The 25,551-nt window shown below is 70.6% G+C and carries 23 protein-coding genes; 7 read left to right on the plus strand and 16 right to left on the minus strand.

Annotation, left to right across the window (positions count from 1 at the left end):
* Positions 1-38 precede the first annotated feature (38 nt).
* The 8 genes from mshB to typA form a co-directional block, all read right to left on the minus strand.
* Positions 39-878: an N-acetyl-1-D-myo-inositol-2-amino-2-deoxy-alpha-D-glucopyranoside deacetylase gene (gene mshB, locus DFJ66_RS19370; protein WP_121223010.1), complete on the minus strand. Its 840-nt coding sequence runs from the start codon at positions 876-878 to the stop codon at positions 39-41.
* 59 nt (positions 879-937) lie between these two features.
* The gene (locus tag DFJ66_RS19375; RefSeq protein ID WP_121223012.1) at positions 938-2,002 is read right to left on the minus strand and encodes an ABC transporter ATP-binding protein; all 1,065 of its coding nucleotides are present in this window, start codon (positions 2,000-2,002) and stop codon (positions 938-940) included.
* The gene (locus DFJ66_RS19380) at positions 1,999-3,177 is read right to left on the minus strand and encodes an ABC transporter ATP-binding protein (protein WP_121223013.1); all 1,179 of its coding nucleotides are present in this window, start codon (positions 3,175-3,177) and stop codon (positions 1,999-2,001) included. Before DFJ66_RS19380 ends, DFJ66_RS19375 begins: the two co-directional genes overlap by 4 nt.
* Positions 3,174-4,127, minus strand: coding sequence for an ABC transporter permease (locus DFJ66_RS19385; protein ID WP_121223015.1), 954 nt, complete (start codon positions 4,125-4,127; stop codon positions 3,174-3,176). The genes DFJ66_RS19380 and DFJ66_RS19385 overlap by 4 nt, the downstream gene beginning before the upstream one ends.
* On the minus strand, positions 4,120-5,118 hold the full coding sequence (locus DFJ66_RS19390; RefSeq protein WP_121223017.1) for an ABC transporter permease: 999 nt from the start codon (positions 5,116-5,118) through the stop codon (positions 4,120-4,122). Before DFJ66_RS19390 ends, DFJ66_RS19385 begins: the two co-directional genes overlap by 8 nt.
* Before the next feature lie 158 nt (positions 5,119-5,276).
* On the minus strand, positions 5,277-7,100 hold the full coding sequence (locus tag DFJ66_RS19395) for an ABC transporter family substrate-binding protein (RefSeq protein ID WP_121231410.1): 1,824 nt from the start codon (positions 7,098-7,100) through the stop codon (positions 5,277-5,279).
* Between the two features lie 303 nt (positions 7,101-7,403).
* Positions 7,404-9,092 carry an ABC transporter family substrate-binding protein gene (locus DFJ66_RS19400; protein WP_121223019.1) on the minus strand — a complete coding sequence of 563 codons (1,689 nt, stop codon included), beginning with the start codon at positions 9,090-9,092 and terminating at the stop codon, positions 7,404-7,406.
* Between the two features lie 137 nt (positions 9,093-9,229).
* Entirely contained in the window at positions 9,230-11,134 is a 1,905-nt protein-coding gene (gene typA, locus DFJ66_RS19405; RefSeq protein WP_121223021.1) for a translational GTPase TypA, read from the minus strand.
* A gap of 150 nt (positions 11,135-11,284) precedes the next feature.
* Between typA and DFJ66_RS42860 the strand changes: the two genes are divergently transcribed.
* Entirely contained in the window at positions 11,285-11,458 is a 174-nt protein-coding gene (locus DFJ66_RS42860; protein WP_170199541.1) for a hypothetical protein, read from the plus strand.
* 45 nt (positions 11,459-11,503) lie between these two features.
* Here DFJ66_RS42860 and DFJ66_RS19410 read toward each other — a convergent pair whose 3' ends face one another.
* Positions 11,504-11,803 carry a YciI family protein gene (locus DFJ66_RS19410; protein ID WP_121223023.1) on the minus strand — a complete coding sequence of 100 codons (300 nt, stop codon included), beginning with the start codon at positions 11,801-11,803 and terminating at the stop codon, positions 11,504-11,506.
* A gap of 200 nt (positions 11,804-12,003) precedes the next feature.
* On the opposite strand from DFJ66_RS19410, the gene trpS reads away from it, so the two are divergent.
* On the plus strand, positions 12,004-12,969 hold the full coding sequence (trpS, locus tag DFJ66_RS19415) for a tryptophan--tRNA ligase (RefSeq protein ID WP_121223025.1): 966 nt from the start codon (positions 12,004-12,006) through the stop codon (positions 12,967-12,969).
* Between the two features lie 5 nt (positions 12,970-12,974).
* Here trpS and DFJ66_RS44340 read toward each other — a convergent pair whose 3' ends face one another.
* The 3 genes from DFJ66_RS44340 to DFJ66_RS19430 are packed head-to-tail and all read right to left on the minus strand — an operon-like array spanning position 12,975 to position 15,811.
* Positions 12,975-13,787 (minus strand): NUDIX domain-containing protein, encoded by an 813-nt coding sequence (locus tag DFJ66_RS44340; protein WP_246029824.1) that lies wholly within the window; start codon positions 13,785-13,787, stop codon positions 12,975-12,977.
* Positions 13,788-13,823: 36 nt separating this feature from the next.
* Positions 13,824-15,092, minus strand: coding sequence for a sensor histidine kinase (locus tag DFJ66_RS19425; RefSeq protein ID WP_121223027.1), 1,269 nt, complete (start codon positions 15,090-15,092; stop codon positions 13,824-13,826).
* Positions 15,089-15,811: a response regulator transcription factor gene (locus DFJ66_RS19430; RefSeq protein ID WP_121223029.1), complete on the minus strand. Its 723-nt coding sequence runs from the start codon at positions 15,809-15,811 to the stop codon at positions 15,089-15,091. The genes DFJ66_RS19425 and DFJ66_RS19430 overlap by 4 nt, the downstream gene beginning before the upstream one ends.
* Positions 15,812-16,770: 959 nt before the next feature.
* On the opposite strand from DFJ66_RS19430, the gene DFJ66_RS19435 reads away from it, so the two are divergent.
* From DFJ66_RS19435 to DFJ66_RS19450, 4 genes are all read left to right on the plus strand, one after another.
* On the plus strand, positions 16,771-17,901 hold the full coding sequence (locus DFJ66_RS19435) for a LolA family protein (protein ID WP_121231414.1): 1,131 nt from the start codon (positions 16,771-16,773) through the stop codon (positions 17,899-17,901).
* Positions 17,898-18,911 (plus strand): ABC transporter ATP-binding protein, encoded by a 1,014-nt coding sequence (locus DFJ66_RS19440; RefSeq protein ID WP_121223031.1) that lies wholly within the window; start codon positions 17,898-17,900, stop codon positions 18,909-18,911. The genes DFJ66_RS19435 and DFJ66_RS19440 overlap by 4 nt, the downstream gene beginning before the upstream one ends.
* Positions 18,908-19,765 (plus strand): ABC transporter permease, encoded by an 858-nt coding sequence (locus tag DFJ66_RS19445; RefSeq protein ID WP_121223033.1) that lies wholly within the window; start codon positions 18,908-18,910, stop codon positions 19,763-19,765. Before DFJ66_RS19440 ends, DFJ66_RS19445 begins: the two co-directional genes overlap by 4 nt.
* A gap of 61 nt (positions 19,766-19,826) precedes the next feature.
* Positions 19,827-20,351, plus strand: a complete 525-nt coding sequence (locus DFJ66_RS19450) for a GNAT family N-acetyltransferase (protein ID WP_121223035.1) — start codon at positions 19,827-19,829, stop codon at positions 20,349-20,351.
* Here DFJ66_RS19450 and DFJ66_RS19455 read toward each other — a convergent pair.
* Genes DFJ66_RS19455 through DFJ66_RS19465 form a run of 3 tightly spaced genes read right to left on the minus strand, consistent with a single transcriptional unit; the run spans position 20,348 to position 23,963 of the window.
* The gene (locus DFJ66_RS19455) at positions 20,348-21,319 is read right to left on the minus strand and encodes an ABC transporter ATP-binding protein (RefSeq protein WP_121223037.1); all 972 of its coding nucleotides are present in this window, start codon (positions 21,317-21,319) and stop codon (positions 20,348-20,350) included. The genes DFJ66_RS19450 and DFJ66_RS19455 overlap by 4 nt on opposite strands.
* Positions 21,319-22,959 carry an ABC transporter permease gene (locus DFJ66_RS19460; RefSeq protein ID WP_397556369.1) on the minus strand — a complete coding sequence of 547 codons (1,641 nt, stop codon included), beginning with the start codon at positions 22,957-22,959 and terminating at the stop codon, positions 21,319-21,321. The genes DFJ66_RS19455 and DFJ66_RS19460 overlap by 1 nt, the downstream gene beginning before the upstream one ends.
* On the minus strand, positions 22,935-23,963 hold the full coding sequence (locus DFJ66_RS19465; protein WP_121223039.1) for a thiamine ABC transporter substrate-binding protein: 1,029 nt from the start codon (positions 23,961-23,963) through the stop codon (positions 22,935-22,937). Before DFJ66_RS19465 ends, DFJ66_RS19460 begins: the two co-directional genes overlap by 25 nt.
* 138 nt (positions 23,964-24,101) lie before the next feature.
* Between DFJ66_RS19465 and DFJ66_RS19470 the strand changes: the two genes are divergently transcribed.
* Positions 24,102-24,395 carry a 4a-hydroxytetrahydrobiopterin dehydratase gene (locus DFJ66_RS19470; RefSeq protein WP_121223040.1) on the plus strand — a complete coding sequence of 98 codons (294 nt, stop codon included), beginning with the start codon at positions 24,102-24,104 and terminating at the stop codon, positions 24,393-24,395.
* On the opposite strand, the gene DFJ66_RS19475 is transcribed toward DFJ66_RS19470, so the two are convergent.
* A complete protein-coding gene (locus DFJ66_RS19475; protein WP_246029825.1) occupies positions 24,351-25,547 on the minus strand; it encodes a mannosyltransferase in 1,197 nt (398 codons plus the stop codon). The two genes, DFJ66_RS19470 and DFJ66_RS19475, sit on opposite strands and share 45 nt — an antisense overlap.
* Positions 25,548-25,551: the final 4 nt, after the last annotated feature.

The following is a 25,551-nucleotide window of genomic DNA, read 5'->3' on the forward strand; positions in this document are numbered from 1 at the left end:
GCCCGCTCGGCCTGACCGCGCCAAACCCGACCGCCGGCTCAGTCCAGCCCGCCGAACAGGTCCTCTTCCGCACCCTCCGCCGAACCCCGCGCCAGCACGTAGTACTCGGCCTGCACCACCGGCTGCGCGATCCCGTTGGACAACGCGTACGCCGACCCGTCCGGCAACACGCTGACCTGCGTGGAGTGTGCGCGCAACGCCCGCATCTTCGCCACCAGGTGGTCCGACACGTCGACGACCGTCGTGATCGCCGAGTCCTCGACCACGGGCAGCTCTCCGTCGAGAGGCAGTCGCCACGGCAGGTCGGGCAGGTCGGCGAGGGCCGCCACCCCGGCCGCCGTGGCGTCCCGGGAGGTCACGGCGTAGAACACGCGCTCGACGTCGTCGACGGCACCCGCCGCCGCCACCGTGATGTCGTGGGCCCGGATGTGGTCGGGGTGGCCGTAGCCGCCGTTCTCGTCGTACGTCACGACGACCTGCGGTTTCACCGACGCGATGATCGCGGCCAGTTCCTCGGCCTGCTCGTCGACCGAACCCCGGATGAACGCACGGGGGTGGTCGTTGGCGGCGACGCCCGCCATGCCCGAGTCGCGCCAGCGGCCGATGCCGCCCAGGAACCGGTGGTCGGTCACGCCGAGTGCGGCGCACGCGGATCTGAGTTCGGCCACCCGGTAGCCGCCGAGCTGGTCGGCCGCGTCGGCGGCCAGTTCCCGCAGTGCGGGCGGGATGATCTCGCCCTCCTCGCCGAGGGTGCAGGTGACCACGGTGACGTGCACGCCGCTCGCCGCGTACCGGGCGATGGTGCCGCCCGTCCACAGGCTCTCGTCGTCAGGGTGTGCGTGTACCAGCAGCAACCGTGGTGGAGCAGTCAGCGTCACCGGATCAGCGTAGAGACAGCGTCGGGGCCGCCGGAAACCGGCGGCCCCGACAACGGCGGTCAGGCCGAGACGACCTGCTTGACCTCGGCGAAGTGGCACGCCGAGAGGGTGCCGTCCGGGCCGCCGCGCAGTTCCAGCTTGGGTTCCTCGGTGGCGCAGATGTCCTGCGCCTTCCAGCACCGCGTGCGGAACCGGCAGCCCGAGGGCGGGTTCACCGGGGACGGCACGTCGCCGGTGAGCACGATCCGCTGGCGCTGCCGCTCCAGCTTCGGGTCCGGCACGGGCACCGCGGACAGCAGGGCCTGCGTGTACGGGTGCATCGGCCGGGCGTAGATCTCCTCGCGCTCACCGAGCTCGATGATCTTGCCGAGGTACATCACGGCGACCCGGTCGGAGATGTGCCGGACGACCGACAGGTCGTGCGCCACGAACAGGTACGCCAGGCCCAGCCGCTCCTGGAGCTCCTCCAGCAGGTTCACCACGCCGGCCTGGACGGACACGTCCAGCGCCGACACCGGCTCGTCGAGCACGATGAGCTTCGGGTTGAGCGCCAGCGCGCGGGCGATGCCGATGCGCTGCCGCTGGCCGCCGGAGAACTCGTGGGCGTACCGGTTGCGGTGCTCCGGGTTGAGGCCGACGAGCTCCATCAGCTCGTTGACCCGGTGCTGGATGCTGCCGCCGCCCTCGATGCCGTGGATCTTGAACGGCTCGGAGATCAGCTCGTTGATCTGCCAGCGCGGGTTGAGCGAGGCGTACGGGTCCTGGAACACGATCTGCATGTCCTTGCGGATGCCGCGCAGCGCCTTGCCGCCGAGCTTGGTCAGCTCGCGGCCCTCGAACTTCACCGAGCCCGAGGTGGGCTTGTGCAGCTGCAGGATCGCGCGGCCGGTCGTGGACTTGCCGCAGCCGGACTCGCCGACCAGGCCGAGCGTCTCGCCCGGGTACAGGTCGAAGGTCACGCCGGACACGGCCTGGACCTGCCCGACCGTGCGCGGGATGATGCCGCCGCCGCGCACCGGGAAGGACTTGACCAGGTCCTTGACCTCCAGCAACGGGGTCTCGCCCGGCCGGCCACCCGACACGGCGCCGCCCGCCTGCGGGTTCACGTCAGTCGAAGTGGTCATGACGTGGGCTTCTCCTCTTCCTGCAACCGCGCCTCCACGTCACCGAGGTCCTCGGCGACGGGGATGTCCGGGTTGGCCATCGTGAGCGAGGCGGGGTTCTCGACCACGCCGATCTCCTCGTGCGCGAACAGCCGCTGCGGGTTCTCGATGGTGGCCAGGTGCGCGGAGCGGTGGCAGCGCGCGAAGTGGCCGAGCCGGTCGGTCTCCAGCAGCTGGGGCTCGGTCTCGCGGCACTCGTCGATGGCGAGCGGGCACCGCGGGGAGAACGAGCAGCCCTGCGGCAGGTTCATCAGCGAGGGCGGTGCGCCCTTGATCGGCGTGAGCCGCTTGCCCAGCAGGTTCGGGTTCGGGATGGACCCGAGCAGGCCGACGGTGTAGGGCATGCGCTGGGCCTCGAAGACCTCGTCCACGGTGCCCTGCTCGACGACGGTGCCGCCGTACATGACCTGGACGCGGTCGACCATGCCCGCCACGACGCCGAGGTCGTGGGTGATGATCACGATGCCGGCGCTCGTCTCGTCCCGAATGCGCAGCAGCGTGTCCAGGATCTGCGCCTGCACGGTCACGTCCAGCGCGGTGGTCGGCTCGTCCGCGATGATCACGTCCGGGTCGTTGATGATCGCCATGGCGATCATCGCGCGCTGCCGCATGCCGCCGGAGAACTCGTGCGGGTACTGCGCCGCGCGGCGGTCCGGCTGCGGGATGCCGACCAGTTCCAGCGCCTCGACGGCCTTGGCCCAGGCGGCCTTCTTCGACACGTCGTGGTGCGCCAGGTACGCCTCGGCCAGCTGCCAGCCCACGGTGTAGACCGGGTTCAGCGACGTCATCGGGTCCTGGAAGATCATCGCGACGCCGTTGCCGCGCACGGGCTGCATCTGCTTGTAGCTCAGCCCGACGAGTTCCTTGCCCTTGAACTTGATCGAGCCGCCGATGCGGGCGGTCTTGGGCAGCAGGCCCATGATCGCCATCGACGACACCGACTTGCCGGAGCCGGACTCGCCGACGACGCCCAGCACCTCGCCGGCGCCGAGGCTGAACGACACGTCCCGCACCGCGTGCACGACGCCGTCGTCGGTCGGGAAGTCCACCGACAGGTTCTCGACCTTGAGCAGCTTCTCGCCGCTGCGACCCGAGGAGGCCGATTCCGGAGCGTCCATCACGTCCAACTCACTCATGCCTTCACCCTCTTCTGCCGCGGGTCGAAGGCGTCCCGGAGGCCGTCACCCATGAAGTTCACCGACAGCGAGATCAGGACGATGAACGCGAACGGGATGAAGAACAGCCACGGGTGCAGCGTCAGCTCGTTCTTGTTCAGGCTGATCATCAGGCCCAGCGACGTGTCCGGCGACTGGACGCCCAGGCCGATGAACGACAGCGCGGCCTCCAGCAGCACCGCCTGCGCGATGGCCAGGGTGGCGTTGACGATGATCACGTCGACGGTGTTGGGCAGGATGTGCTTGAAGATGATCCGCGTGGTCGACGCGCCGAGCGCGCGAGCGGCCTCGATGAACTCCTTCTCGCGCAGCGACAGCACCATGCCGCGGATGACGCGGGCGATGGCCAGCCAGCCGATCAGGCCCAGGTACAGGGCCACGACCAGCCAGTTGCTGTTGCTCCCGCCGGCCACCGACAGCACGAAGCTGTTGCGGACCAGCACCGCCGCGATGACGATGCTCGGGATCACCAGCAGCAGGTCGATGAACCGGCTGATCACGCTGTCGACCCAGCCGCGCAGGTAGCCCGCGAGCGCGCCGAGCACGACGCCGATCACGGTGGACACCAGCGCCACGACCAGCGCGATCTGGATGGAGAACTGCGTGCCGCGGATGATCAGCGCGACCATGTCGCCGCCGAGGCGGTCGGTGCCGAACGGGTGGTCGGCGCTGGGCGGCAGGTACCGCTTGAAGCCCAGGTCGGTGAAGGGGTACTTCCAGACCAGGCCGCCCAGGAAGGCGAAGAGCACGAGCAGGACGAACAGGCCGAGCCCGACCACGGCGGCCTTGTGCCGCAGGAAGCGGCGCAGGATGACCTGCCACTGCTTGCGGGCCGCGGTCGTGTCGAACTGACTCGCCTCGGCCGAGGTCGGCGCAGGTGCCTGCGCCACGGGGGAACCGATCTCAGTCAAGGCGAATCCTCGGGTCCAGGAACGCGTAAAGGATGTCCGCGATCAGGTTGAACACGATGACGAAGATGGCGGTGAGCATCATGAAGCCGAGCACCTGGTAGGGCTCCAGCTTCACGACGGCGTCCACGAGGAACTTGCCCATGCCCGACCAGCCGAACACCGTCTCGGTGATCACGGCGCCGCCGAAGTTGGCGCCGAAGTTCAGGGAGGACACGGTGATGACCGGGATCAGCGCGTTGCGGAACGCGTGCTTGAAGATCGCCCGAGCCTGCGACACACCCTTGGCCTGCGCGGTGCGCACGTAGTCGGCGTTGAGGGTGTCCAGCATGGAGGCGCGCTGGAACCGGCTGTAGAGGGCGAACTGGATCACGACGAGGCAGATGGTCGGCAGCGTGTACGCGCCGGTGTACTGGAAGATCTGCTCGCCGAAGCTGCCCTTGAAGCCGTCACCGGGCGGGCCCGCCGTGATGATCCACCGGTCCAGGCCTATGGACTCCAGCCAGTTGTTCAGCTGGATGCCGCCGGCCTTGAGGATGAGGGCCACGCAGAACAGCGGCATCGAGAACATGGCGAACGCTATTCCGGTTGCCGTGTAGTCGAATATCGAGTACTGCTTGACCGCGCCGATCACGCCGATGGCCACACCGAGGCACAGGGCGATGAGCTCGGCGCCGATGATGAGACGGAGGGTGACGGTGAAGGCCTTGAACAGCTCGTCCTTGACCGGCTTGCCCGCGTTGCCCGGCACGACGGTCTCGCCCCAGTCGCCGGTGACGAAGTCGCCCGCCCACTTGACGTAACGCTCGAGGAACGGCTTGTTGTAGCCCGTCCGCTCGTAGGCGAGGGAGATCTCGGCCTCTGTGCGCGGCTTCTGGAGCTTCCACTCGCCGAGGGGATCGCCCATGGCGGTGGTCAGGCCGAAGCAGAGGAAGGATGCGGCGATCAACAGCGGAATCGAGATCAACAACCGCCGGATTATGTATCGGAACATGACAAGTCTCTTGTCTTCCTAGGGCAGGCAACACCGTCACGGCGGCTCGTCGAGCCCGCCCACCGGACGCGGACGCCGCCCAGGGGGCCGGCGCTTGTGGCACCGGCCCCCCGGTCGGACTACTCGTTATCGGAGTTCAGCCGCCGTGGCGGCGGGACTCACTTCTTCTTCTGCCAGGCGAAGAGGTTCCACGTGACACCGCCGCTGACGCCGACGTAGGCGATCGGGCCGATGTCCGCGGTCGCCGCGGCGAAGTCGGGCAGCTGGAACAGCGGCACGCTGTGCAGGTCGTCGCGCATCAGCTTGTCGATGTCGTTCATCATCTTGATGCGCTTCTGGTAGTCCAGCTCGCCGTTGGCGGCCTTCCAGGTCTCGTCGACCTTCTTGTTCGAGTAGTTGTTGTAGTTACCCGAACCACCGGCGTCCTTGGTCGCGTAGTTGCCGTACGCGCCGGACTTCAGCGGCTGGCCGACCCACGCGAACAGCGCCGCGTCGAACTCGCTCGCGGTGAGCCGCTTGGAGTTGAAGTCGTCGGCCTGGTCGTCGACGATCTCGATGCCCGCCTGGCGGCACTTGTCCTGCAGGATGCGGACGGTGTCGGAGCGGCGCTGGACGACCTTGTGGCCCAGCTTGAAGGAGGCGCGGAACTCGCCCTTGGTGTAGATGCCGTCGCCGCCCTGCTTCCAGCCGGCGTCTTCCAGCGTCTTCTTGGCCGCGGCCACGTCACCCTTGCCGACGTCGCCGTAGTGGTCCTCGTAACCGACCTCGTTCGGCATCATGGTCAGCGAGCCCAGCGGCTTGGCGGCCGGGTCCACGTCCTTGATCAGCTTGTCGACCAGGCCCTGGTTGTCGAAGCACTGGGCGATGGCCAGGCGCAGTTCCTTGTTCTGCTTGAACAGCGCGCGGTCCATGTTGAAGTCGACGTGCTCGAAGGTCTGACCACCGGCGGCGAAGACCTGGAAGGCGCCGTCACCACGCAGCTGCTGGGCGACCGCGGGGTCGGCCTGCGGCGCGATGACCTGGACTTCCTTGTTCTGCAGCTGCTGGGTGGCCGACTGCGAGTCGGTGTTGGTCTTCAGCAGGACCCGGGACGGACCGCCGGGGTTGCCCCACCACTTCGGGTTGCGGACCAGCACGGTCAGGTTCTTCAGGTCCGTGGACTCGATCATGTACGGACCCGCGGACAGCGACAGCTCCTTGTCGAAGCCCCGCCAGCCCTTGGTGAAGAACTCGGCCGCCTTGGTCACCTGCTCGCCGGTGTCCTCCGGCTTGATCTTGGTGATGTCGGCGATGCCGGTCTTCTTCTCCAGCACGTGGGCCGGGAGGATGCCGTCGCTACCGGGCGAGGAGAAGATGCCCCGGTAGTCGGCGTACGGCTTGTCCTTGAAGAAGGTCGTGGTGATCGTCTTGTCGTTGTCCGAGCACTCGAGCTTCTCGATGTTCTCGTAGCCCGTCGGCGTCGTGTCCCAGATCGACGCTTCCTTGCCGTCCTCGCCCTTGACGGTGGCCTTGCTCGTCGCCGCCAGCCACTTGAGGTAGAAGTCGTCGCAGTCGACCGGCTCGCCATCCTGCCAGACGGCCTCCTTGCGGACCTTCCACTCGATGACCTGCGGGTCGTTCGAGGTGACCTTGATGGACTCCATCAGGTCGCCGTCGACCTTGATCACGAGCTTGCCGTCGACGTAGTCGGTGAAGTACGGCGAGGGGATCACGTTGGACAGCGCGATCGTGTTCGCGAAGCTGTTGGACGCACCAATGTAGTTCTGGTAGTCGTCCATGCCCTCTTCAACGGCGATGGCGACCTCGCCGATGTCGTCCACCTTCGGTCGCTTGAACAGCTCGTCCTGACCACCGATCTTGCCGGGGTCGGCGTTCTGCTGGCCACCCTGGTCGCCGCTGGTGCCGCCGCCACCACACGCACTCAGCACGAGTGCGGCGCCGGTCAACAGCGCAAGCGCCGAGACAGCCTTTGATCTCCTCATCGACACGTGCCCTCCTAGCACTGGGTTGGAGCGACCGTTTGAGCCGACTTCCACCCATAACCGTGATGTGCCAAACGCGCCCCGAACCGACACACCGTTGCAGCACGATAAGAAGCCGCCGCAAGCAGGGTCACGACCCACCGGCCGATCGTGACCAAAGGGTGACACGCTGGTAGCAGCACGCTACTCCGTCGTTACCGGGCGGGAGCGTTCGTTAACCGGACGACGGGAATACTGTCAACATCGACCGCCGGCCGCATCTTGAGCGTAGGTCGTCCTTCTGTCAAAGAGAAGAGTTAACGGTCAACGATCTTGGCGACGCCATGTCGGAGCACCGCTCAGCGGCCCCGCGAAGGGGGCGCCCGGGGTGACGTTCTGCGCCTCCGGCAGGACCACCAGCAGGTCTGCTACCTGGAACAACGGCATCGAAACGGCCTGCTGCCACAGCAGCGGCTCGACCTTGGCGAGGGTGTCGGACAGCAGCGCGCGACCGGTCAGCGCCTCCTCGATCGGGCCCTGCACGGCCTGGTCGCAGAAACCGGACAGATTCGCCGGAATGGGTGTACCGCCCTCCGCCGAGGAGGTGCGGCAGCCAAATGCGGAAGCGAGTGCGGCGGACGAATCACCGGTGTCCACGCGCGGCACGACGGCAATGTCGACCACCTCCGCGTTGGAAGTGGCGGTGCCCGAGAGATCACGGCCGAACAACTGATTGGGCGGCGTTGTCAGGACGCGTCCGGCGATTCCGGACAATGACAGTTGACGCTGAACGCGGCTCGCGATGGTCACATACGGCTCGATCCCGGCGGGTGCGGCGATGGTGAGCGTCAGTTGTTTGCCGTCCCGCACCCACTGGCCGTTCTGGTTGGTGTAGCCGGCCTCGGTCAGCAGTTGCGCGGGCGGGGTCGGCACGGTCTGGACGGTCGGCTGGTACCCCGGCTTGCTCGGCGGCAGCACCTGGGCGTCGGCGCGCAGCTTCGCGCTCGGGCCGTTGCGGCTGCCCAGCGCGATCAGCTCGTCGCGGTTCAACAGGCCGAACACGGCCTGCCGGACGCGGACGTCGGCCATCTGCGGCGCGGCCGGGCGGGCCAGCAGCTCCACGACCTCCGGCCGGGGGACCACGGCGGTGGTCAGCGGCGTGCCGGCGGCGAGGTCCTCGACGTCCTTGAGGGCGATCGCGTCGGCCCGGATGAGCGCGGCCTGGTCGTCACCGGTCTGGAGCGCCTCCACGATCTCGTGATGGCCGGCGCGGCGCAGCACCACCCGGTCGAGGGTCGTCGGCTGCTCCCAGTAGCGGTCGTTGCGCTCCAGGATGATCTCGCCGCGCGGCTGGTCCAGGGTGCGCACGGCGAACGGGCCGGCGGTGGCCGGGAAGCTGTCGGTCAGGGCCGCCTGCCAGCCGCCGGGGGCGTCCTTGAGCAGGTGGGCGGGCAGCAGGTCGGAGAACAGGCTCCGCCAGCCGGGGTAGGGCTGGTCGAACACGACCTCGACGACCTTGCCGCCCTCGCGGGAGGCGATGTCGGAGATCAGCCGGTACCCGGCGGGGTTGACCACACCGGGCTCCTCGCGCATCCGCTGCCACAGGTACACGAAGTCCTCGGCGGCGATCGGGGCGCTGTCCGACCAGGAGGCGTCCCGGCGGATCGTGTAGGTCACCGTGTACGGCTCGGCCTTCGTGACCTCGGCTGACAACAACAGCGAGCGGTCCAGGACCGGGCTGCCGTCGGCGGCGGTGCGGAAGGTGCTCGGGAGGAGGAGCGAGGCGAGCGCGGTGGTGACCGTCGACTGGCCGGCGAGGGTGTGGGGGTTGTAGCCCCCGCGGACGTCGTCCACGCCGACGACGATCTCGTTGACCTTCTCCTTCGGGACCACGGTCATGCCCGGGGTGGACGGGACGAGCGGCGGCGGGGGCGTGACGCTGCAGGCGGACAGCACGAACAACGCGACCACGGCGACGGCCGCGCGCACGCGGGTCCCCCCAGACCTACTCATGGGTCCGAGGGTACTGGGGTGGCGTTTGACCACGTTCGAGGTCTGGCGGTTACACCTTATTAATATGTGTGCGCTGTGCACCGAACGGCGAACGCCCCCGGAGCGCGGGCTCCGAGGGCGTCCTGACCAGCAGCTTCTCAGGCGTTGCGCAGCTTCTGGCGGTTGCGCTCGCGACCGCGCAGGTTGGCGTCCAGGATGATCTTGCGGACGCGGACCACGTCCGGCGCGACCTCGACGCACTCGTCGGCGGCGCAGAACTCCAGCGCCTCCTCCAGGCTGAGCTTGCGCGGCCGGGCCAGGGTCTCCATCACGTCGGCCGTCGAGGACCGCATGTTGGTCAGCTTCTTCTCGCGGCACACGTTCACGTCGAGGTCCTCGGCGCGCGGGTTCTCGCCCACGACCATGCCCTCGTAGGTGTCCGCGCCCGGCTCGACGAAGAACGTGCCGCGGTCGGCCAGCTGGATCATCGCGTACGCGGTGATGGAGCCGGCGCGGTCGGCGACCAGCGAGCCGTTGTGGCGGGTCCGGATCTCGCCGGCCCACGGGCCGTAGCCCTCGGACACGGCGTTGGCGATGCCGGTGCCGCGGGTCTCGGTGAGGAACTCGGTGCGGAAGCCGATCAGGCCGCGCGAGGGCACGACGTAGTCCAGCTTGATCCGGCCGGTGCCGTGGCCGGACATGTTCTCCATCCGGCCCTTGCGGTTGGCCAGCAGCTGGGTGACCGCGCCGAGGTGCTCCTCGGGGGCGTCGATGGTCAGCCGCTCGTAGGGCTCGTGCAGCTTGCCGTCGATCGTCTTGGTGACCACCTGCGGCTTGCCGACGGTCAGCTCGAAGCCCTCGCGGCGCATCTGCTCGACCAGGATGGCCAGTGCCAGCTCGCCGCGGCCCTGCACCTCCCAGGTGTCCGGGCGCTCGGTGGGCAGGACCCGCACCGACACGTTGCCGACCAGCTCGGAGTCCAGGCGGGACTTGAGCAGGCGGGCGGTCAGCTTGGTGCCGCCGTTGCGGCCGGCCAGCGGCGAGGTGTTGACGCCGATGGTCATCGAGATGGCGGGCTCGTCGACGGTGATCCGGGGCAGCGGCTCCGGGTTGTCGACGTCGGCCAGCGTGTCGCCGATGGTGATGTCCGGGATGCCCGCGATGGCGACCAGGTCACCCGCGCGCGCCTCCTCGGCCGGGACCCGCTCCAGCGCCTCGGTGATCAGCAGCTCGGTGATCTTCACCTTCTGCACCGAGCCGTCCTCGCGGCACCACGACACCGTCTCGCCCTTGCGGATGCGGCCGGCGGCGATGCGGCACAGCGCGATGCGGCCCAGGAACGTGGACGCGTCGAGGTTGGTGACCAGCGCGCGCAGCGGGGCGTCGGCGTCGCCGGTGGGCGCCGGGATGTGGTTGAGCAGCACCTCGAACAGCGAGTCGAGGTTCTCCTCGTCGGGCAGGCCGCCGTCCTCGGGCTGGTTCAGCGACGCGCGGCCGGCGCGGGCGGAGGCGTAGACGACCGGCAGGTCCAGCACGGAGTCGTCCGCGCCGACCTCGGTGGCCAGGTCCAGCAGCAGGTCGTGGGCCTCCTCGACGACCTCGGAGATCCGGGCGTCGGGGCGGTCGACCTTGTTGACCACGAGGATCACCGGCAGGCCGGCGGCCAGCGTCTTGCGCAGCACGAACCGGGTCTGCGGCAGCGGGCCCTCGGAGGCGTCCACCAGCAGCACGACGCCGTCGACCATGGACAGGCCGCGCTCGACCTCGCCGCCGAAGTCGGCGTGGCCGGGGGTGTCCACGACGTTGATGGTGACCACGCCGTCGGGCGTGTGCCGCCGCACCGCCGTGTTCTTGGCGAGGATGGTGATGCCCTTCTCGCGCTCCAGCTCGCCCGAGTCCATGACCCGGTCCACGAGTTCAGCTCGTTCCGAGAAGGCCCCGGACTGGCGGAGCATGGCGTCGACCAGGGTGGTCTTGCCGTGGTCAACGTGCGCGACGATCGCGACGTTGCGCAGGTCGTTGCGGACCAGCGTTTCCTTGATCGACGCGGTGGCCGTGGGCACGCGGAACTCCTAGAGCTGTCTCAGCGAGGATGGGCAGGCGCTCATGACATGGGATACGCGCGCAGCCTCCGGACAGCCTACCGGTCGGGTCGCCATTACCACACACGCGCGCAGGGTGAAGTGAGCCTCACCTACTCTGGGGACACCCCGATGAGTGTGAGGCAACGCGTGGGCAAGATCAAGGTGAAGAAGAAGTGCTGCCGGTCGGACCCGCGCTGCAAGAGGTGCCCCGTCACCGTGATGCTCAAGGAGCGCAAGAAGGCGCTCAAGAAGGCCGCCAAGGCGGAGAAGAAGGCCAAGAAGGCGGCGAAAAAGGCCGCGTGAGGGTCCGCCGCCCGGTGGGCCCGGGCGGCACGGGGTGGACCGCCGTCAGCTCAGGACGGCTTCGTTGAGCTTGGCCAGCTCCGGCGCGGTCCGGGTGGCCTGGAACTCGATCACCTGGTAGCGGGCGAGCTTCTGCACCGCGAACGGGTCCGTGGCCAGCAGCGCGTCGAGCTTCCCGCGTGGCATCGGGCGGGTGATGATCACGCCGCCCGTGCGGGGGACCTGGCGGCCGGAGGCGAGGAACAGCCCGGCGTCGTACTGCTTCTTGAGCCAGTCCACGTGCTCCGGCAGTGCGTAGTCGACTTCGTCCAGCGGCTTGATGTACTCCAGCACCACGATGTACATGCGTAAAAGGTAAACCCGCACGTGATGCCGCACACGCGCTAAGATCCCTTCTATGCGCAGTCTTAACACCTTCTGGTGGCCCGCCACACGGCGGCCCTAGCACTGTGCGTTGACCACACAGGCCGCCCGTCGAGGGCGGCCTTCGTCGTGTCCGGGGCCACTCACCCTCGCGGGCTCACCCGTTCGAGAGGAACCCCGAGATGATCAGGCTGTCCGGCATCACCCCGTCCGGTCCCGTCCAACTGGGCAACTACCTGGGCGCGATCCGGCGGTGGGCCGCCGAGGGCACCGAGGAGGACGTGTACTTCATCGGCGACATGCACGCCATGACCACGTCCCACAACCCGGCGCGGCTGCGCGCGCTGACCAGGGAGCAGGTCGCGGTCCTCATCGCGGCCGGCGTGGACCCCAGGTCGGTGGCGGTGCAGTCCGACCTGGTGCGGGAGCTGGGCGCGCTGACGTGGGTGCTGGAGTGCACCTGCACGTACGGCGAGGCGGCGCGGATGATCCAGTTCAAGGAGAAGTCCGCGGGCCGGGCGTCGGTGCGGTTGAGCCTGCTCACCTACCCCGTGCTGATGGCGTCGGACATCCTGTTGCAGGGCGCGCGCGAGGTGCCCGTGGGCGACGACCAGGCACAACACGTGGAGTTGGCGCGGGTGCTGGCCCGGCGGTTCAACGGCACGTACGGCGAGGTCTTCGTCATGCCGCACGGCGTGGTCCCGAAGTCGGCGGCGCGGGTGCGCGACCTGGCCGACCCGTCGCGCAAGATGGCCAAGTCCTCCCCCGACTCGGCCGGCACGGTGTTCGTCCTGGACCCGCCGGACCTGGTGCGCCGCAAGATCCGCCGGGCGGTGACCGATGACCTGGCGGCGGTCCGGTACGCCCCCGACACCCAGCCGGGCGTGGCGAACCTGCTGGAGATCCTGGGCGCGTGCACCGGCAAGGACCCGCGTGAGCTGGCGGACTCGATCGGCGGGTACGCCGAGCTGAAGGAGCTGGCGGCGGAGGCGGTGGTGGAGGAACTGCGCGGCGTCCGCGAACGCACCCAGGCACTCCTGGACGACCCGGCCGAACTGGACCGCGTCCGGGCACACGGGGCCGAACGCTCCCGAGCCCGCTCCACCCACCGCCTGGAGGCCGCCTTGCGCGTGTCCGGCCTGGGCTGAAGGGGTCAGCCGAGCAGGTCGTGCAGGGCCGGCACCAGCACGCGGTCCGCCGGCAGCCAGTCCAGCGCGTCCAACTCGGCCGCACCCACCCACCGCACGTCCCGGTGGTCGTGCGCCGCCGGTTCACCCGACACCAGGTCGGCCCGGTAGATCCGCAGCAGCAGGTCCTGCCGCAGCGGCACGTCCGGGCCGACCTGGTCACCCGCCACCACGGTCACCCCCAGCTCCTCCGCGCACTCCCGCACCACCGCGTCCGCGTCGGACTCTCCGGCCTCGACCCGGCCACCCGGCAACTCCCACTTCCCGGCCGCCTCCGCCGGGTAGGACCGCTGCTGCGCCAACAACAACCCGTCCCGCACGATCGCCGCCCCCACGACCACCCGCGCGGACAGCAGCTCACGGCTGCGCGACGCCACCGCGGAGGCCCGCGCCTCCAACACCCGCAACGCCAACCCGCGCCCGACGATCACGTCGGCGAACCGCCCCAGCGGCCCACCGGGGCTGGTCCACTCCACGGAGTCCACGACCATCGTCCCGCCGCCGGTGTGCAACAGGTCCGTGAGCAGCACGAACCGCGGCAACGGCCCACCCACCAGCTCCGCCGACACCCCGGTCGTGTCCGCGCGGGTCACCAACAACGTCCCGGCCACCGGCCCCACCGACCCGGTCAGCTCCAACCCCGCGTGCAGCACCGGCCCGCCGGCCAGCCGCCCACCCAGGCCCCGGATCGACCGCGCCAGCAGCCGCGCGTCCAACAGCGCCGCCGCCACGGTCCGCAGCGGGGCGTCCACCAGCGTCGTCGCACGCAGCTCGGGCACACCCCGATCCTGCCACCACCGCCGCCACAGCTGTGATCAGCGGTACTCCGGCCAGCGGACCTCCAGCCGTGCCCCGCCCTCCGGCGATTCGGTGGCCCGCACGGTCCCCCGCCGCCGGGTCACCAGGTGCGCCACCAGCGCCAACCCCAGCCCGAACCCGCCGGTCGCCCGGCCCCGGTCCGACTCGACCCGGTAGAACCGGTCGAACACCTTCTCCCGGTGCTCGGGCGGGATGCCGTGGCCGTCGTCGTCCACCAGCAGCCGCACCTCCCGCGCCGCCGGCAGCACCGAGATCCGGATGAACGACCGGGCGTGGCGGGCGGCGTTGCGCAGCAGGTTGTCCAGGACCAGCTCGACCTCGGTGCGGGCCGCGGAGATCAGGCACGCGCTCATCGGGGCGTGGATGGACAGCAGCAGGTCCTTGGGCTTGAGCCGCTCCGCCGCGTACTGCGACTGGAGCACCAGGTCCACCGGTTCGGCGCGGGGCATCTCGCCGGTGTCCGCGCGGGCCAGCAGGAGCAGCGCGTCGACCAGGTTGGACAGCCGCTCCGACTCCTCCACCACCGACTCCAGCACCTCGATGGAGAAGTCCGGATCGGGGTGCGCGACCGCGACCTCCGCCTGGGCGCGCACCGACGTCACCGGCGAGCGCAGCTCGTGCGCGGCGTCCCCGGTGAACCGGCGCAACCGCTCGGTGGCCTCGTCCCGCCGTGCCAGCAGGGCGTTCAACGCCTCGGCCAACGCCTGCAACTCGTCCCGCGCGGCCGGCACCGGCAACCGCTGCCCGCGCGGCAGCTGTCCCGCCGCCACCCGCATCCGCTCCACCGGCCGCAGCGACGACCGCACGGCGAGCCACGTGGCGATCCCCACCAGCCCGGCGACCAGCACCGCCGCGCCGGCCAGCCACTTCGTGCCCAGCTCGTTGGCCTCGCGGTAGCCGACCAGGGTGTCCCCGGCGACGTGCAGCTGCGGCGTCCCGTCGGCCGCGAACACGACCCGGCCGATCCACCGGTGCGCGCTGTCGCCCTCGATGCGCAGCACCTTCTCCCCCGACCGGAGCTGCCGGATGTCCTGCGGGGTCAGGTCGGGCTTGGGTCCGCCGTCCAGCGGGTTGCCGGCGGTGTCGAGCACGCGCACGGCCGAGACCCGTTCCAGCTCGTTGTCCACGGCGCTGATCTGGACCATGCCGATCAGGCTCGGGGCCAGCAGCGTCAGCGCGAGCAACCCCAGCAACGCCACCCCGGTGGCCACGACGGTGATGCGGAAGCGCAGCGTCCGCCGCAACCACCAGCGGCGCGGGTTCACCTGCGCCGAGCGGCGGCCGAGTCCAGCGCCGCGTCCAGGTCGGGAGTGGAGGCGAGGTACCCGTGGCCGCGCACGGTCCGCACGACTTCCCCGGCACCCATGGCGTCCAGCTTGCGCCGCAGGTAGCCCACGTACACCTCGACCGCGTTCCGGGTCGCCGCCTGCTCGTCCCCCCACACGGTCCGGAGCAGCTCGTCCTTGGTCACCACGGACCCGGCCCGACTGGCCAACACGTCCAACACGGCGTACTCACGCGGCGACAGGTTGACCGGCACCCCCGCCCACGACACCTCGCGCACGGCCCGGTCCACCACCAACTCCCCCAACTTCAACTTCCGCCGAGCGAGATCGGCCCGGTTCCGCCGCAGCAAGGCCCGAACCTGCGCCACCAACACCACGAAGCTGAACGGCTTGACCAGGTACCCGTCCGCCCCGAGGTCGAGCCCGTCGGCCTGGTCGACCTCCCCGTCCTTGGCCGACACCATCAACACGGGCGTCCGCACCCCTTCGGCCCGCATCCGCTGGAGCACCCGGTACCCGCTGAGCCCGGGCAGCATGATGTCCAACAACACCACGTCGAAGGCCCCGGTCAACGCCACACGCAAGGCGTTCGGCCCGTCGGCGGCAGTGACCACCTCCATGCCCTCGGCAGCCAACCCACGCTCCAGCGCACGCCGAACGCCCACCTCGTCGTCAACAACCAACACCCGTGGCCTCACGCAGCACAGAATGCCCCCTGAGCCCCCCGAACGTCGCCCGTTCCTCAGTCCTCTCTCAGCCAACCCACCGCGACCCGACAGCACGGGTTCTTCGGCGAAGCTGGCAAGCGGCAGTCCACCGGAGAGGACACAACCCAACTTGGGCTTCTTGCTTTTGTCATCTCCGTATGGCCTGCCCGAAGGGCTACCACATTTTCCAGGGGTTGCAGCCGAAAGTTTTGCGAGGAACGAGCAAAAGTTTTAGCGGCAACCCCTGGAAAATGTGGTAGGCTCCGCCAGGCCATACGGAGATGACAAAAGCAAGAAGCCCCCGCAGCGGCAGTTGAGTCATCTTTGGTGGCCTGCCCGCCGGCGAGGCGCTTTTCGCTTTTAAGAGCTTTGAACCGGAACGCTCCGCTCTCAAGCCGAACGCGCTTCGCGCTGGGACGCGCTGGCGCGCTCTCAAGATCAAAAGCGGCGCTCGCCGCGCGGCAGGCCGCCAGCGGGGGGTGAAGGGCGTCGGTTCCCCCGCCGTATGGCCTGGCGGAGCCAACCACATTTTGGGCCGGGTGCCGCTAAAACTTTTTGCTCGTTCCTCGCAAAAACTTTCGGCTGCACCCGACCCAAAATGTGGTAGCCCTTCGGGCAGGCCATACGGCGGGGGAACCGAGGCCCTCCACCTGTGGTTGAGACCACCACACAAAAGCCGCGCTGCGCGCGCCGAAAAGCACGCGCTGCGCGCGAAGAGCCCGCGAGTGGGTGTTGGCCTCTTTTGTCTGCCTCCGCGCGGGTTGGCGCCTCGGACAGTCGGCATCGCCAGTGGCCACGGTGAGGAGGACAATCGGGAGCGGGCCGGCCTGGGGCGTTCCTGAGCCGGTTCTCAGGCTCGTGTCGGCTCTCAGCGCCATCTCAGCCCGGCCCGAGGAAGGTCTGTGGTGTCGGTCGGCGCACGGTCGGCTGACGCCCTGGAGGAGGGGATCATGAACCGGAGAAGGGTGACCGTGGTCGCCGCGGCGGTCGGCGTGGTCGCCGGGGTCGCGGGGTTGGGGGTGCTCGCGATGCCCGCCGGTGCGGGGCCGGCGCCGGTGCTGCCCGAGGTGGGGGCCGAGGCGTTGGTGGAGTCGGTGTTGACCGCCAAGCCCGCCGCGTTCGGTGGTGCGGTCGAGGTGAGCAACGACCTGGGCATTCCCGGGATCACCGGGTTGCCGCAGTTGTCCGACGGCGACTCCAAGCTGCGGGTCTGGACGGACGGCTCCGGGCGGGTTCGGGTGCAGTTGCCGGCTCGGGACGCCGAGCGGACGTTCGTCGACGATGGTGAGACCGGCTGGGTGTGGGACTCCGCGGACCAGAAGGTCACCAAGCTGGCGCACGGGCAGCTCGAAGAGCCCAAGCTCCAGCTCGACCCGAACGCGCCGCAGGTGCCGGCCGACCCGGTGGCGGTGGCGCGGGAGGCCGTGGCGAAGATCAAGGAGTTCAGCGACGTGAGCGTGGACGGCACGGCGCGGGTCGCCGACCGGCCCGCCTACGAGCTGGTGCTCACACCCAAGCCCACCGAGCGGACGGTGCTGCGGGAGGTGCGGGTGGCCGTCGACTCGGAGTTGCGCATCCCGCTGCGGTTCGAGGTGCTGACCAACGGCACCGCCGCGCCGGCCGTGCAGATCGGGTTCTCCGAGCTCAACGTCGGGCCGCAGGACGCTTCGCTGTTCACCTTCACCCCGCCGCCGGGTGCGAAGGTGGAGCAGCCGGAGCTGCGTGAGCCCACCGACGACGAGAAGGCGCGCGCCCAGGGCGCGTTCGCCGAGGCGGACCCGCAGGTCGTGGGCGAGGGCTGGGACCAGGTGCTGACCGCGCGTGTCCCGACGAACGCGCTGGAGGAGCTGGCGCAGCAGCAGGGCGGCGGCCGGGAGTGGGAGCGCGAGGGCCGGCCGGGGCAGGACGTGGACGTCCAGGGCCTGCTCAAGCAGCTCGGCAAGCAGGTCAGCGGCCCGTGGGGGTCGGGCACGCTGATCACCACCCGGGTCGGTGGCCTGCTGCTCGCCGACGACGGCCGCGTGGCCGCGGGTGCCGTGCCGGAGCAGGTGCTGGTCGAGGCGATCGGCCAGGTGAAGTGAGCACCTCGACCAGCGCACGGGTGGAGTCGGCGCAGGCCGGTTCCACCCCGGTCCTCGCCGCCCGGTTGCGGGGACTGCGCAAGGTGTACGGGCAGACCGTCGCGGTGGACCGGGTGGACCTCGACGTGCCGGAGGGGGCGGTGCTGGGGATGCTCGGCCCGAACGGGTCGGGCAAGACCACCACGATCCGGATGCTGCTCGGGCTCGTGCGGCCGACCGAGGGGGAGGTCGAGCTGCTGGGGAAGGCGTTGCCCGACGGGGCGGCGGCGGCGTTGCCGCACGTGGGTGCGCTGGTCGAGGGTCCCGGGTTCCACCCGTTCCTGTCGGGGCGGGAGAACCTGCGGCGGGCGGCGGCCTTCGAGCCGCTGCTCGCCACCGGCTCCATCAAGCAGGCCGTGGAGGACGCGCTGGAACGGGTCGGGCTGGCCGCCGCCGCGCACCGCCGGTACCGGGGGTACTCGCTGGGCATGAAACAGCGGCTCGGGCTGGCGGCGGCGCTGCTGGTGGAGCGCCGGATGATCGTGCTCGACGAGCCGACCAACGGCCTGGACCCGGCGGGCACGCGCGAGGTGCGCAACGTCATCGCCGAACTGCACCACGTCGGGACGACCGTCGTGGTGTCGTCCCACCTGCTCAGCGAGATCGAGGCCACCTGCACGCACGTCGCCGTCCTGCACCGGGGCACCGCCGTCGCCCAGGGTGAGCTCCGCGACCTGCTGCAGGCGGAGAACAGCGCGCTGGTGATCGTCACGCCGGAGTTCAACCAGGCGCTCAACGTGCTGCGGGACGCCCGCATCTCGGCGCGGCCCACGATGGAGGGCGTGCGGGTCGAGCTGATCGGCACCACACCGCCCGCGGTGATCGAGGCGCTGGTCACGGCCGGCATCCCGGTCTGGGAGGCCCGTCTCCAGCGCACCGGCCTGGAGGAGCTGTTCGCCCGGCTCACCGAGGCCCAGGAGTCCGACGAGGGCCTGTCCGCGGTCGACACCATCGAGGAGGGGGCCCGATGACCGCCACATCACTGTCGGTGACCACGCTGGAGCCCGTCAGGGCCCCGCTGGCCCGTCAGCTGCGCTCGGAGCTGCGCTGGATCATCCGCCGACCGCGCACGGTGATCGGGTTGTTCGGCCTGTGCCTGGTGCCGGTCCTGGCCGGCATCGGCCTGTGGTTCGCGGTGGACGACGGCGACGCCTCCGGCGGCCCCGGCCTCGCCGCGATCATCGGCGGCAACGGCCTGGTCCTGCCGGTCTTCACGCTGTTCCTGGCGCTGCCACTGCTCCTGCCGCTGGTGGGCGCGATCTGGGCCGCCGACGGCCTGGCGGGCGAGGCGCAGCACGGCACCCTGCGCGGGCTGCTGATCGCGCCGGTCGGCCGGATGCGCCTGCTCGCCGTGAAGTCGTTCGGCGTGGCCACGATGACGTTGTTCGCGATCACCCTGATGGCCTTCGTGGCCGTGATCACCGGGGCGGTCCTGTTCGGCGGCAGCGGGATGCTGACCCTGTCGGGCACGACCCTCCCGTTCGGGGCGGCGCTGGGCCGCATCGCGCTGACGATCCTGCTGGTGACCGTGCAGGTCTGGGGCGTCGCGGCGATCGCGATGGCGATCTCGGCGTGCACCGAGCACCCGCTGGTCGTGATGGCCGCGACCATGGCGGGCGTGATCGTGTTCGCCGTGCTGGGGCTGTTCGAGGCGCTGGACTGGCTGCACCCGTACCTGATCACCACGTACTGGAACAACCTGATCGACGTCATGCGCGACCCGCTGCCCACCGAGGCCCTGTGGCGGAGCACCGCCCTGGCCGGCTGCTACATCCTGATCGGCCTGTCGCTGGCCGCGATGCGCCTGGCGACCAGGGACAACTGACCGGACCCGGGGCGCGACAAACCGGTTGGCCGTGAGCGGCCGACCGGGCATTGTCGCGCCCATGTTCCTGGAGACCGAACGGGTCCGGTTGCGCGAAGTCCGGGAGTCCGATGTGGACGCCCTCGTCGAGCTGCACGCCGAGCCCGCCGTCATGCGCTACCTGGAAGGCGGCAAGCCGCTCGACCGTGGGACCGTGGTCAGCGACGTCCTCCCCCGGCTGCGGGCCAAGCCCGGCTGGTGGGCGGGCGAGGAGAAGGCCACCGGGCGGTTGCTGGGCTTGTTCGCGTTCCGCGAGACCGAACCCGGGGTGCGGGAGCTGGGCTACCGGCTGCACCCGGCGGCGTGGGGCAAGGGGTACGCGACCGAGGTGTCCCGGGCCTTGATCGGCAAGGGGTTCCGGGAGTTGGGGGTGCGCCGGGTGTTCGCCACGACCATGGCGGTCAACACCGGCTCAAGGCGGGTCATGGAGCGCGTGGGGCTGCGGTTCGTCCGCACGTTCTTCCAGGACTGGCCCGAGCCCATCCCCGGCTCCGAGCAGGGCGAGGTGGAGTACGCGCTGGATCGCGAGGACTGGACCGCCGACTAGCCGATGATCGCGACACCGTCGAGGTCGGTGGTCAACCGGACCCGGTCGCCCGGCTCGGGGGGCGCGGCGACCGGGGCCACCGCCTCGAACTCGTCCCCCTCCACGAGCACCAGCAGGCGCACGTGGTCGCGGCGGTGGACGCGTTCCACGACCGTCGCCTCCAGGGTGCCGGACGGGTCCACGCGCAGTGCGGAAGCGCGCAGGCCCACCCTCGACGCCACCCCGAACAGCTCGGAGGCTCGATCCGCCGCCAGCACCTTGCCGCACCCGAGGAACCGGGCCGTCTCGACGTCCGCGGGCGACCGCCACACCGCCGCGGGCTCCCCCACCTGCACGATCCGGCCCGCCCGCATGACGGCCACCCGGTCGGCCAGCGTGAAGGCCTCGTCGTGGTCGTGGGTGACGACCAGCGCGGTCGCGCCGGCCTCCCGCAGCAGCCGCGCCAGGTCCACCGCCAGCTGCTCGCGCAGCGCGCGGTCCAACGCCGACAGCGGCTCGTCCAGCAGCACCAGCCGCGGTCGCGGGGCCAGGGCGCGGGCCAGGGCCACCCGTTGCTGCTCGCCGCCGGACAGCTCGGTCACCCGGCGGCGCTGGTAGCCGGCCAGGCCGACCAGTTCCAGCAGCTCGTCCACGCGCTTGCGCCGCGCCTCCCGGTCCACCCGGTGCATCCGCAGCCCGAAGGCCACGTTCCCGGCCACGTCCCGGTGCGGGAACAGCTGCCCGTCCTGGAACACCAGCCCGAACCCGCGCCGGTGCACGGGCACGCCCGCCAGGTCCGCGCCGTCCCACGTCACGCGCCCGGACGCGGGCGGCTCCAGGCCCGCCACGGTCCGCAGCAGGGTCGACTTCCCGCAGCCGGACGGCCCGAGGAGCGCCACCACCTCGCCGTCGCCCACCGCGAGGTCCACATCGGACACCGCGGCCAGCGACCCGTACCGCACGGTGATCCCGTCCAGCCGCAACGACATCAGAACTCCCCGCCCGCCGGCACCCGCAGCCGCTCGATCACCAGCACGGCCGCCGCGGTCACCACCATCAGCAGCGCGCACGCCGCGTACGCCATCTGGCTGTTCAGCTGCCCCGGCCGAGCCATCAGCCGGGCGATCACCACGGGCAGCGTCGGCGCGTCCGGCCGGGCCAGGAAACTCGTCGCCCCGAACTCGCCCAGCGCGACCACGAATCCGAACCCCGCCGCCGCCAACAGCGACCGGGACGCGAGCGGCAGGTCCACCTCGCGCCACACCCGCCACGGCGACGCGCCCAGCGTCGCCGCCGCCTGGCGCAGCCGTTCGTCCACGGCCCGCAGCACCGGCAGCACGATCCGCACCACCAGCGGTGTCACCACCAGCGCCTGCGCCAGCGGCACCAGCAGCGGTGACGTGCGGAAGTCGCCGGGCAGGGCGTCCATCGTGACCAGGTAGCCGAACCCCACGGTCACCGCCGACACGCCCAGCGGCAGCATCAGCGCGGTGTCCAGGGTCTCGGCGAACCACGCCCCGTGCCGCCGCGACCCGACCAGCACCACCGCCGACACGACACCCACGACCAGCGCCACGACGGTGGCGTCCGTCGCCACCCGCACCGAGTTCAGCGCCGCGTCGAACCCGGTCACGGCCAGCGTGCCACGCTCACCGGTGCCCGCCAGCGCCCGGTACCCGGCGAGGCTCCAACCGTCCGAAGTGGACAGCGACCGCAGCACCAGTCCCACCACGGGCGTCAGCAGCAGCCCGACCACGACCCACGCGGCGGCGACCACGCCCCACTCGCCGCCGACCGGCCGCCGCACCGCCTCGACCCGCAGCGACAACGCCCGCTCCCGACGCCGCCGCAGCACCCCGCCGACCACCAGCACCGCGACCACCGCGACGAACTGCACCAACGACAGCGCCGCCGCGCCGGACAGGTCGAACAGCTCGACCGTCCGCAGGTAGATCTCCGTCTCCACGGTCCGGTACCGGGCACCGCCGAGCACCAGCACCACGCCGAAACTGGTGGCGCAGAACAGGAACACCACCGACGCCGCCGACCCCAGGGCCGGGGCCAACGCGGGCAGCACCACCGACGTGAACGCCCGCAGCCGCGAAGCACCCAGCGACCGCGCCGCGTCCTCGGCACGCCGGTCCAGCGACGCCCACACCCCGCCGACCGTCCGCGCCACGACGGCCACGTTGAAGAACGCGTTGGCCAGCACGATCGGCAGCACCCCGCCGTCGGGCCACAACGCCCGGAACGCCAGCCCCACCACGACGGTCGGCAGCACGAACGGCACCATCACCGCCGCCCGCACCACCCCGGTCCCCCACACCCGGCAGCGCGCCAGCAGGAACGCCACCGGCAGCCCGGTGACCAGCGCCAACGCGGTCGCGCCGAGGGCCTGGCCGAGCGTGAACCCGACCAGCTCCCAGGTCTCACCGGAGCCCAGGACCGGCAGCACACCGCCCTCACCGAGCCCGAGACCGACGATCGCCGCCACGGGCCACGCGAAGAACACCCCCAGGAACCCCAGGGGCAGCAGTGCGGCGAAACCCCAGGTCAGCCGCGCGCGAGTGCGCGCCGCGGAGCGGAAGCTCGTGGGAGGTCGGCTCAGCCCTGCACGAGTGCGCGCCACTGCTGCACCCACCGCTCGCGGTTGGCGTCGACCTGGCTCGCGGGCAGGGTGCGCGCCTTCTCCGGCAGCGGGGCGGCCTTGGTCCACGCCTCGGGCAGCGCCACGCCCTCGCGGGACGGGTACACGTACATCTGGCCCGGCACGTCGGCCTGGAACTTCGCGCCCAGCAGGAAGTCCACGACCTTGCGCGCGTCCTCGGGGTGCTTCGTGCCCTCCAGCACGCCCGCGTACTCGACCTGCCGGTAGCACGTGTCCAGCAGCGCCTTGGTGCGCGGGTTGCCGTCGTCGCCGATCTCCGCGGACGGCGACGACGCGTAGGACACCACGATCGGGCGCGGGCCCTTGCCGCTGGAGCCGGAGAAGTCCTGCGTGTAGGCCTCCTCCCAGCCGGAGACGACCTTCACGCCGTTGGCCTTGAGCTTCGACCAGTAGTCCTGCCAGCCGGACTCGCCGAACTCGGCGATCGTGCCGAGCAGGAACGCCAGGCCCGGCGAGGACGTGGCCGGGTCCTCCACGACCAGCTTGTCCTTGAACTTCGGGTCCGCGAGGTCGGCGTAGGACTTCGGCGCGTCCGCGCCCACCCCGGCCACGTCGATGTTCACGCACACGTCGCCGACGTCCACGGCGTGCAGCCGGTTGGGCGGGTCGAGCTGGTAGCGCTGCGCGCCCTTCGAGGCCTCGCCGGAGGCGTACTCGGCGAACACGCCCTCCTTCAGGGCGCGCGAGGCGAACGTGGAGTCCACGCCGAAGGCCACGTCCCCGATCGGGTTGCCCTTGGACAGCACCAGCTTGTTGGTCAGCTCGCCGGCGTCCCCGCTGGCCAGCGTCTTGACCGTGATCCCGGTCTCGGCCTTGAAGGCGTCGAGCACCTCGGGCGTGACGGCGAACGAGTCGTGGGTCACCAGCGTGACGACCCGCTCGCCCTGCGGCGCCTGGCTCGTGGTGGCCGAGCACGCGGCCAGCGACGCCGCCGTGACGGCGACGGTCAGCACTCGTCGAAACATCGTGTTCTCTCCCTACGCCGGCATGACCCGGATCAGGTGGACGGTCGAGGGCTTGCGAGCCCTCCTCTCAGCCCGGCGCGTTACCGGACTCCCGTGGCGAACGGGCAGTTTACGCCACGCGGTGAGACGATCGGGGGCATGGCCGAGCTGCTGACCGACGACCAGGTGACCGCCGCGCTGTCGACGCTGCCCGACTGGAGCGCCCAGGACGGCGCGCTCGTCCGCACGGTGGAGCTGCCGAGCTTCGCGCAGGCGATCCAGGTGGTGAACCGGGTCGCGGAGATCGCCGAGAACGACAACCACCACCCGGACGTCGACATCCGCTGGCGCACGCTGACCTTCCGGTGCAGCACGCACTCGAGCGGCGGGATCACCGCGCTGGACGTGTCACTGGCGGAGGAGATCGACGGCGTCCTCGACGCGCTCGCGTGACCGCTCCCGCAGCACCACGGCGATCGTGACCAGGGTGAGCAGGCCCACCGCCGGGTAGACCCAGCCCAGCAGGGACAGGTACCAGGGGCGCGGGATGATCCAGATCGACGGCTGCGCGTTGAGCAGGAACGAGATCAGGTAGCTGCCGATGGCGAGCACCCACGCCCACGCCGTGACGGCTGCGAGCCGGTGCTTGACGCCGTACATGAGCCACATCAGCGCGGGCACCGCCCACACCCAGTGGTGGCTCCACGAGATCGGCGACACCAGCAGGCCCAGGAACTGGACGGTGACGATCATGGCCAGGGTGTCCTGCGCCTTCACCGCCCACCACAGCGCCCACGCGGCCAACGCCACCGCGACCGCCACGCCCACCAGGTAGACCGGCCCGGTCTCGACGTCGTAGCCGACGGTCCGGGACAGCGCCGCGCGCAGCGACTGGTTGATCGCCGACCCGACCGGCCCGACCCGCGAGGCGTCACCGAGCAGCTGGAACCAGAACTGGTGCGACTGACCGGCGGAGATCACGTACCCCAGCGCGACCGTCCCGAGGAACGCGACGAACGACCACACGGCCGCCTTGTACTTGCGGGTGACCAGGAAGTAGACCCCGGAGATCGCCGGCGTCAGCTTCACGCCGGCCGCCACACCCACGCCCAGTCCGGCGAGCCACGGCCGCGCGCTGACCAGCGTGCCGATCAGCAACGCCGCCAGGACCAGGTTGATCTGCCCGTAGTTCAGGGTAGTGCGCACGGGTTCGACCCACACGAACAGCGCCGTCCACAGCATCGCCCGGCGCGGGTCGTGGCTGCCGATCAGGGTCAGCGACTTGCGGGTCAGGAAGTACAGGCACGCCAGGCTGACCAGCTGCCAGAACCAGCGGGCCACGCCCCACGACACCCACGACAGCGGCACGAACACGAACGCCGAGAACGGCGGGTAGGTGAACGGCAGCGCGAACTGGTCGGAGAACTCCTTGAGCCGCCACTGGTAGAGCTGACCGGTGAACAGCTCGGGCGAGGCGTTGCGGTAGACCATCAGGTCGACCATGGTCATCTTCGCCTGGAGCGCGACCATCGCCAGGTGGCCCGCCAGGGACAGCCCCAGCAGCCACGGCGCGACCTTGAGCACCCGCGCCTCGAGCCTGATCACGCTC

The sequence above is a fragment of the Saccharothrix variisporea genome (assembly GCF_003634995.1).
Taxonomy (GTDB): Bacteria; Actinomycetota; Actinomycetes; order Mycobacteriales; family Pseudonocardiaceae; genus Actinosynnema; species Actinosynnema variisporeum.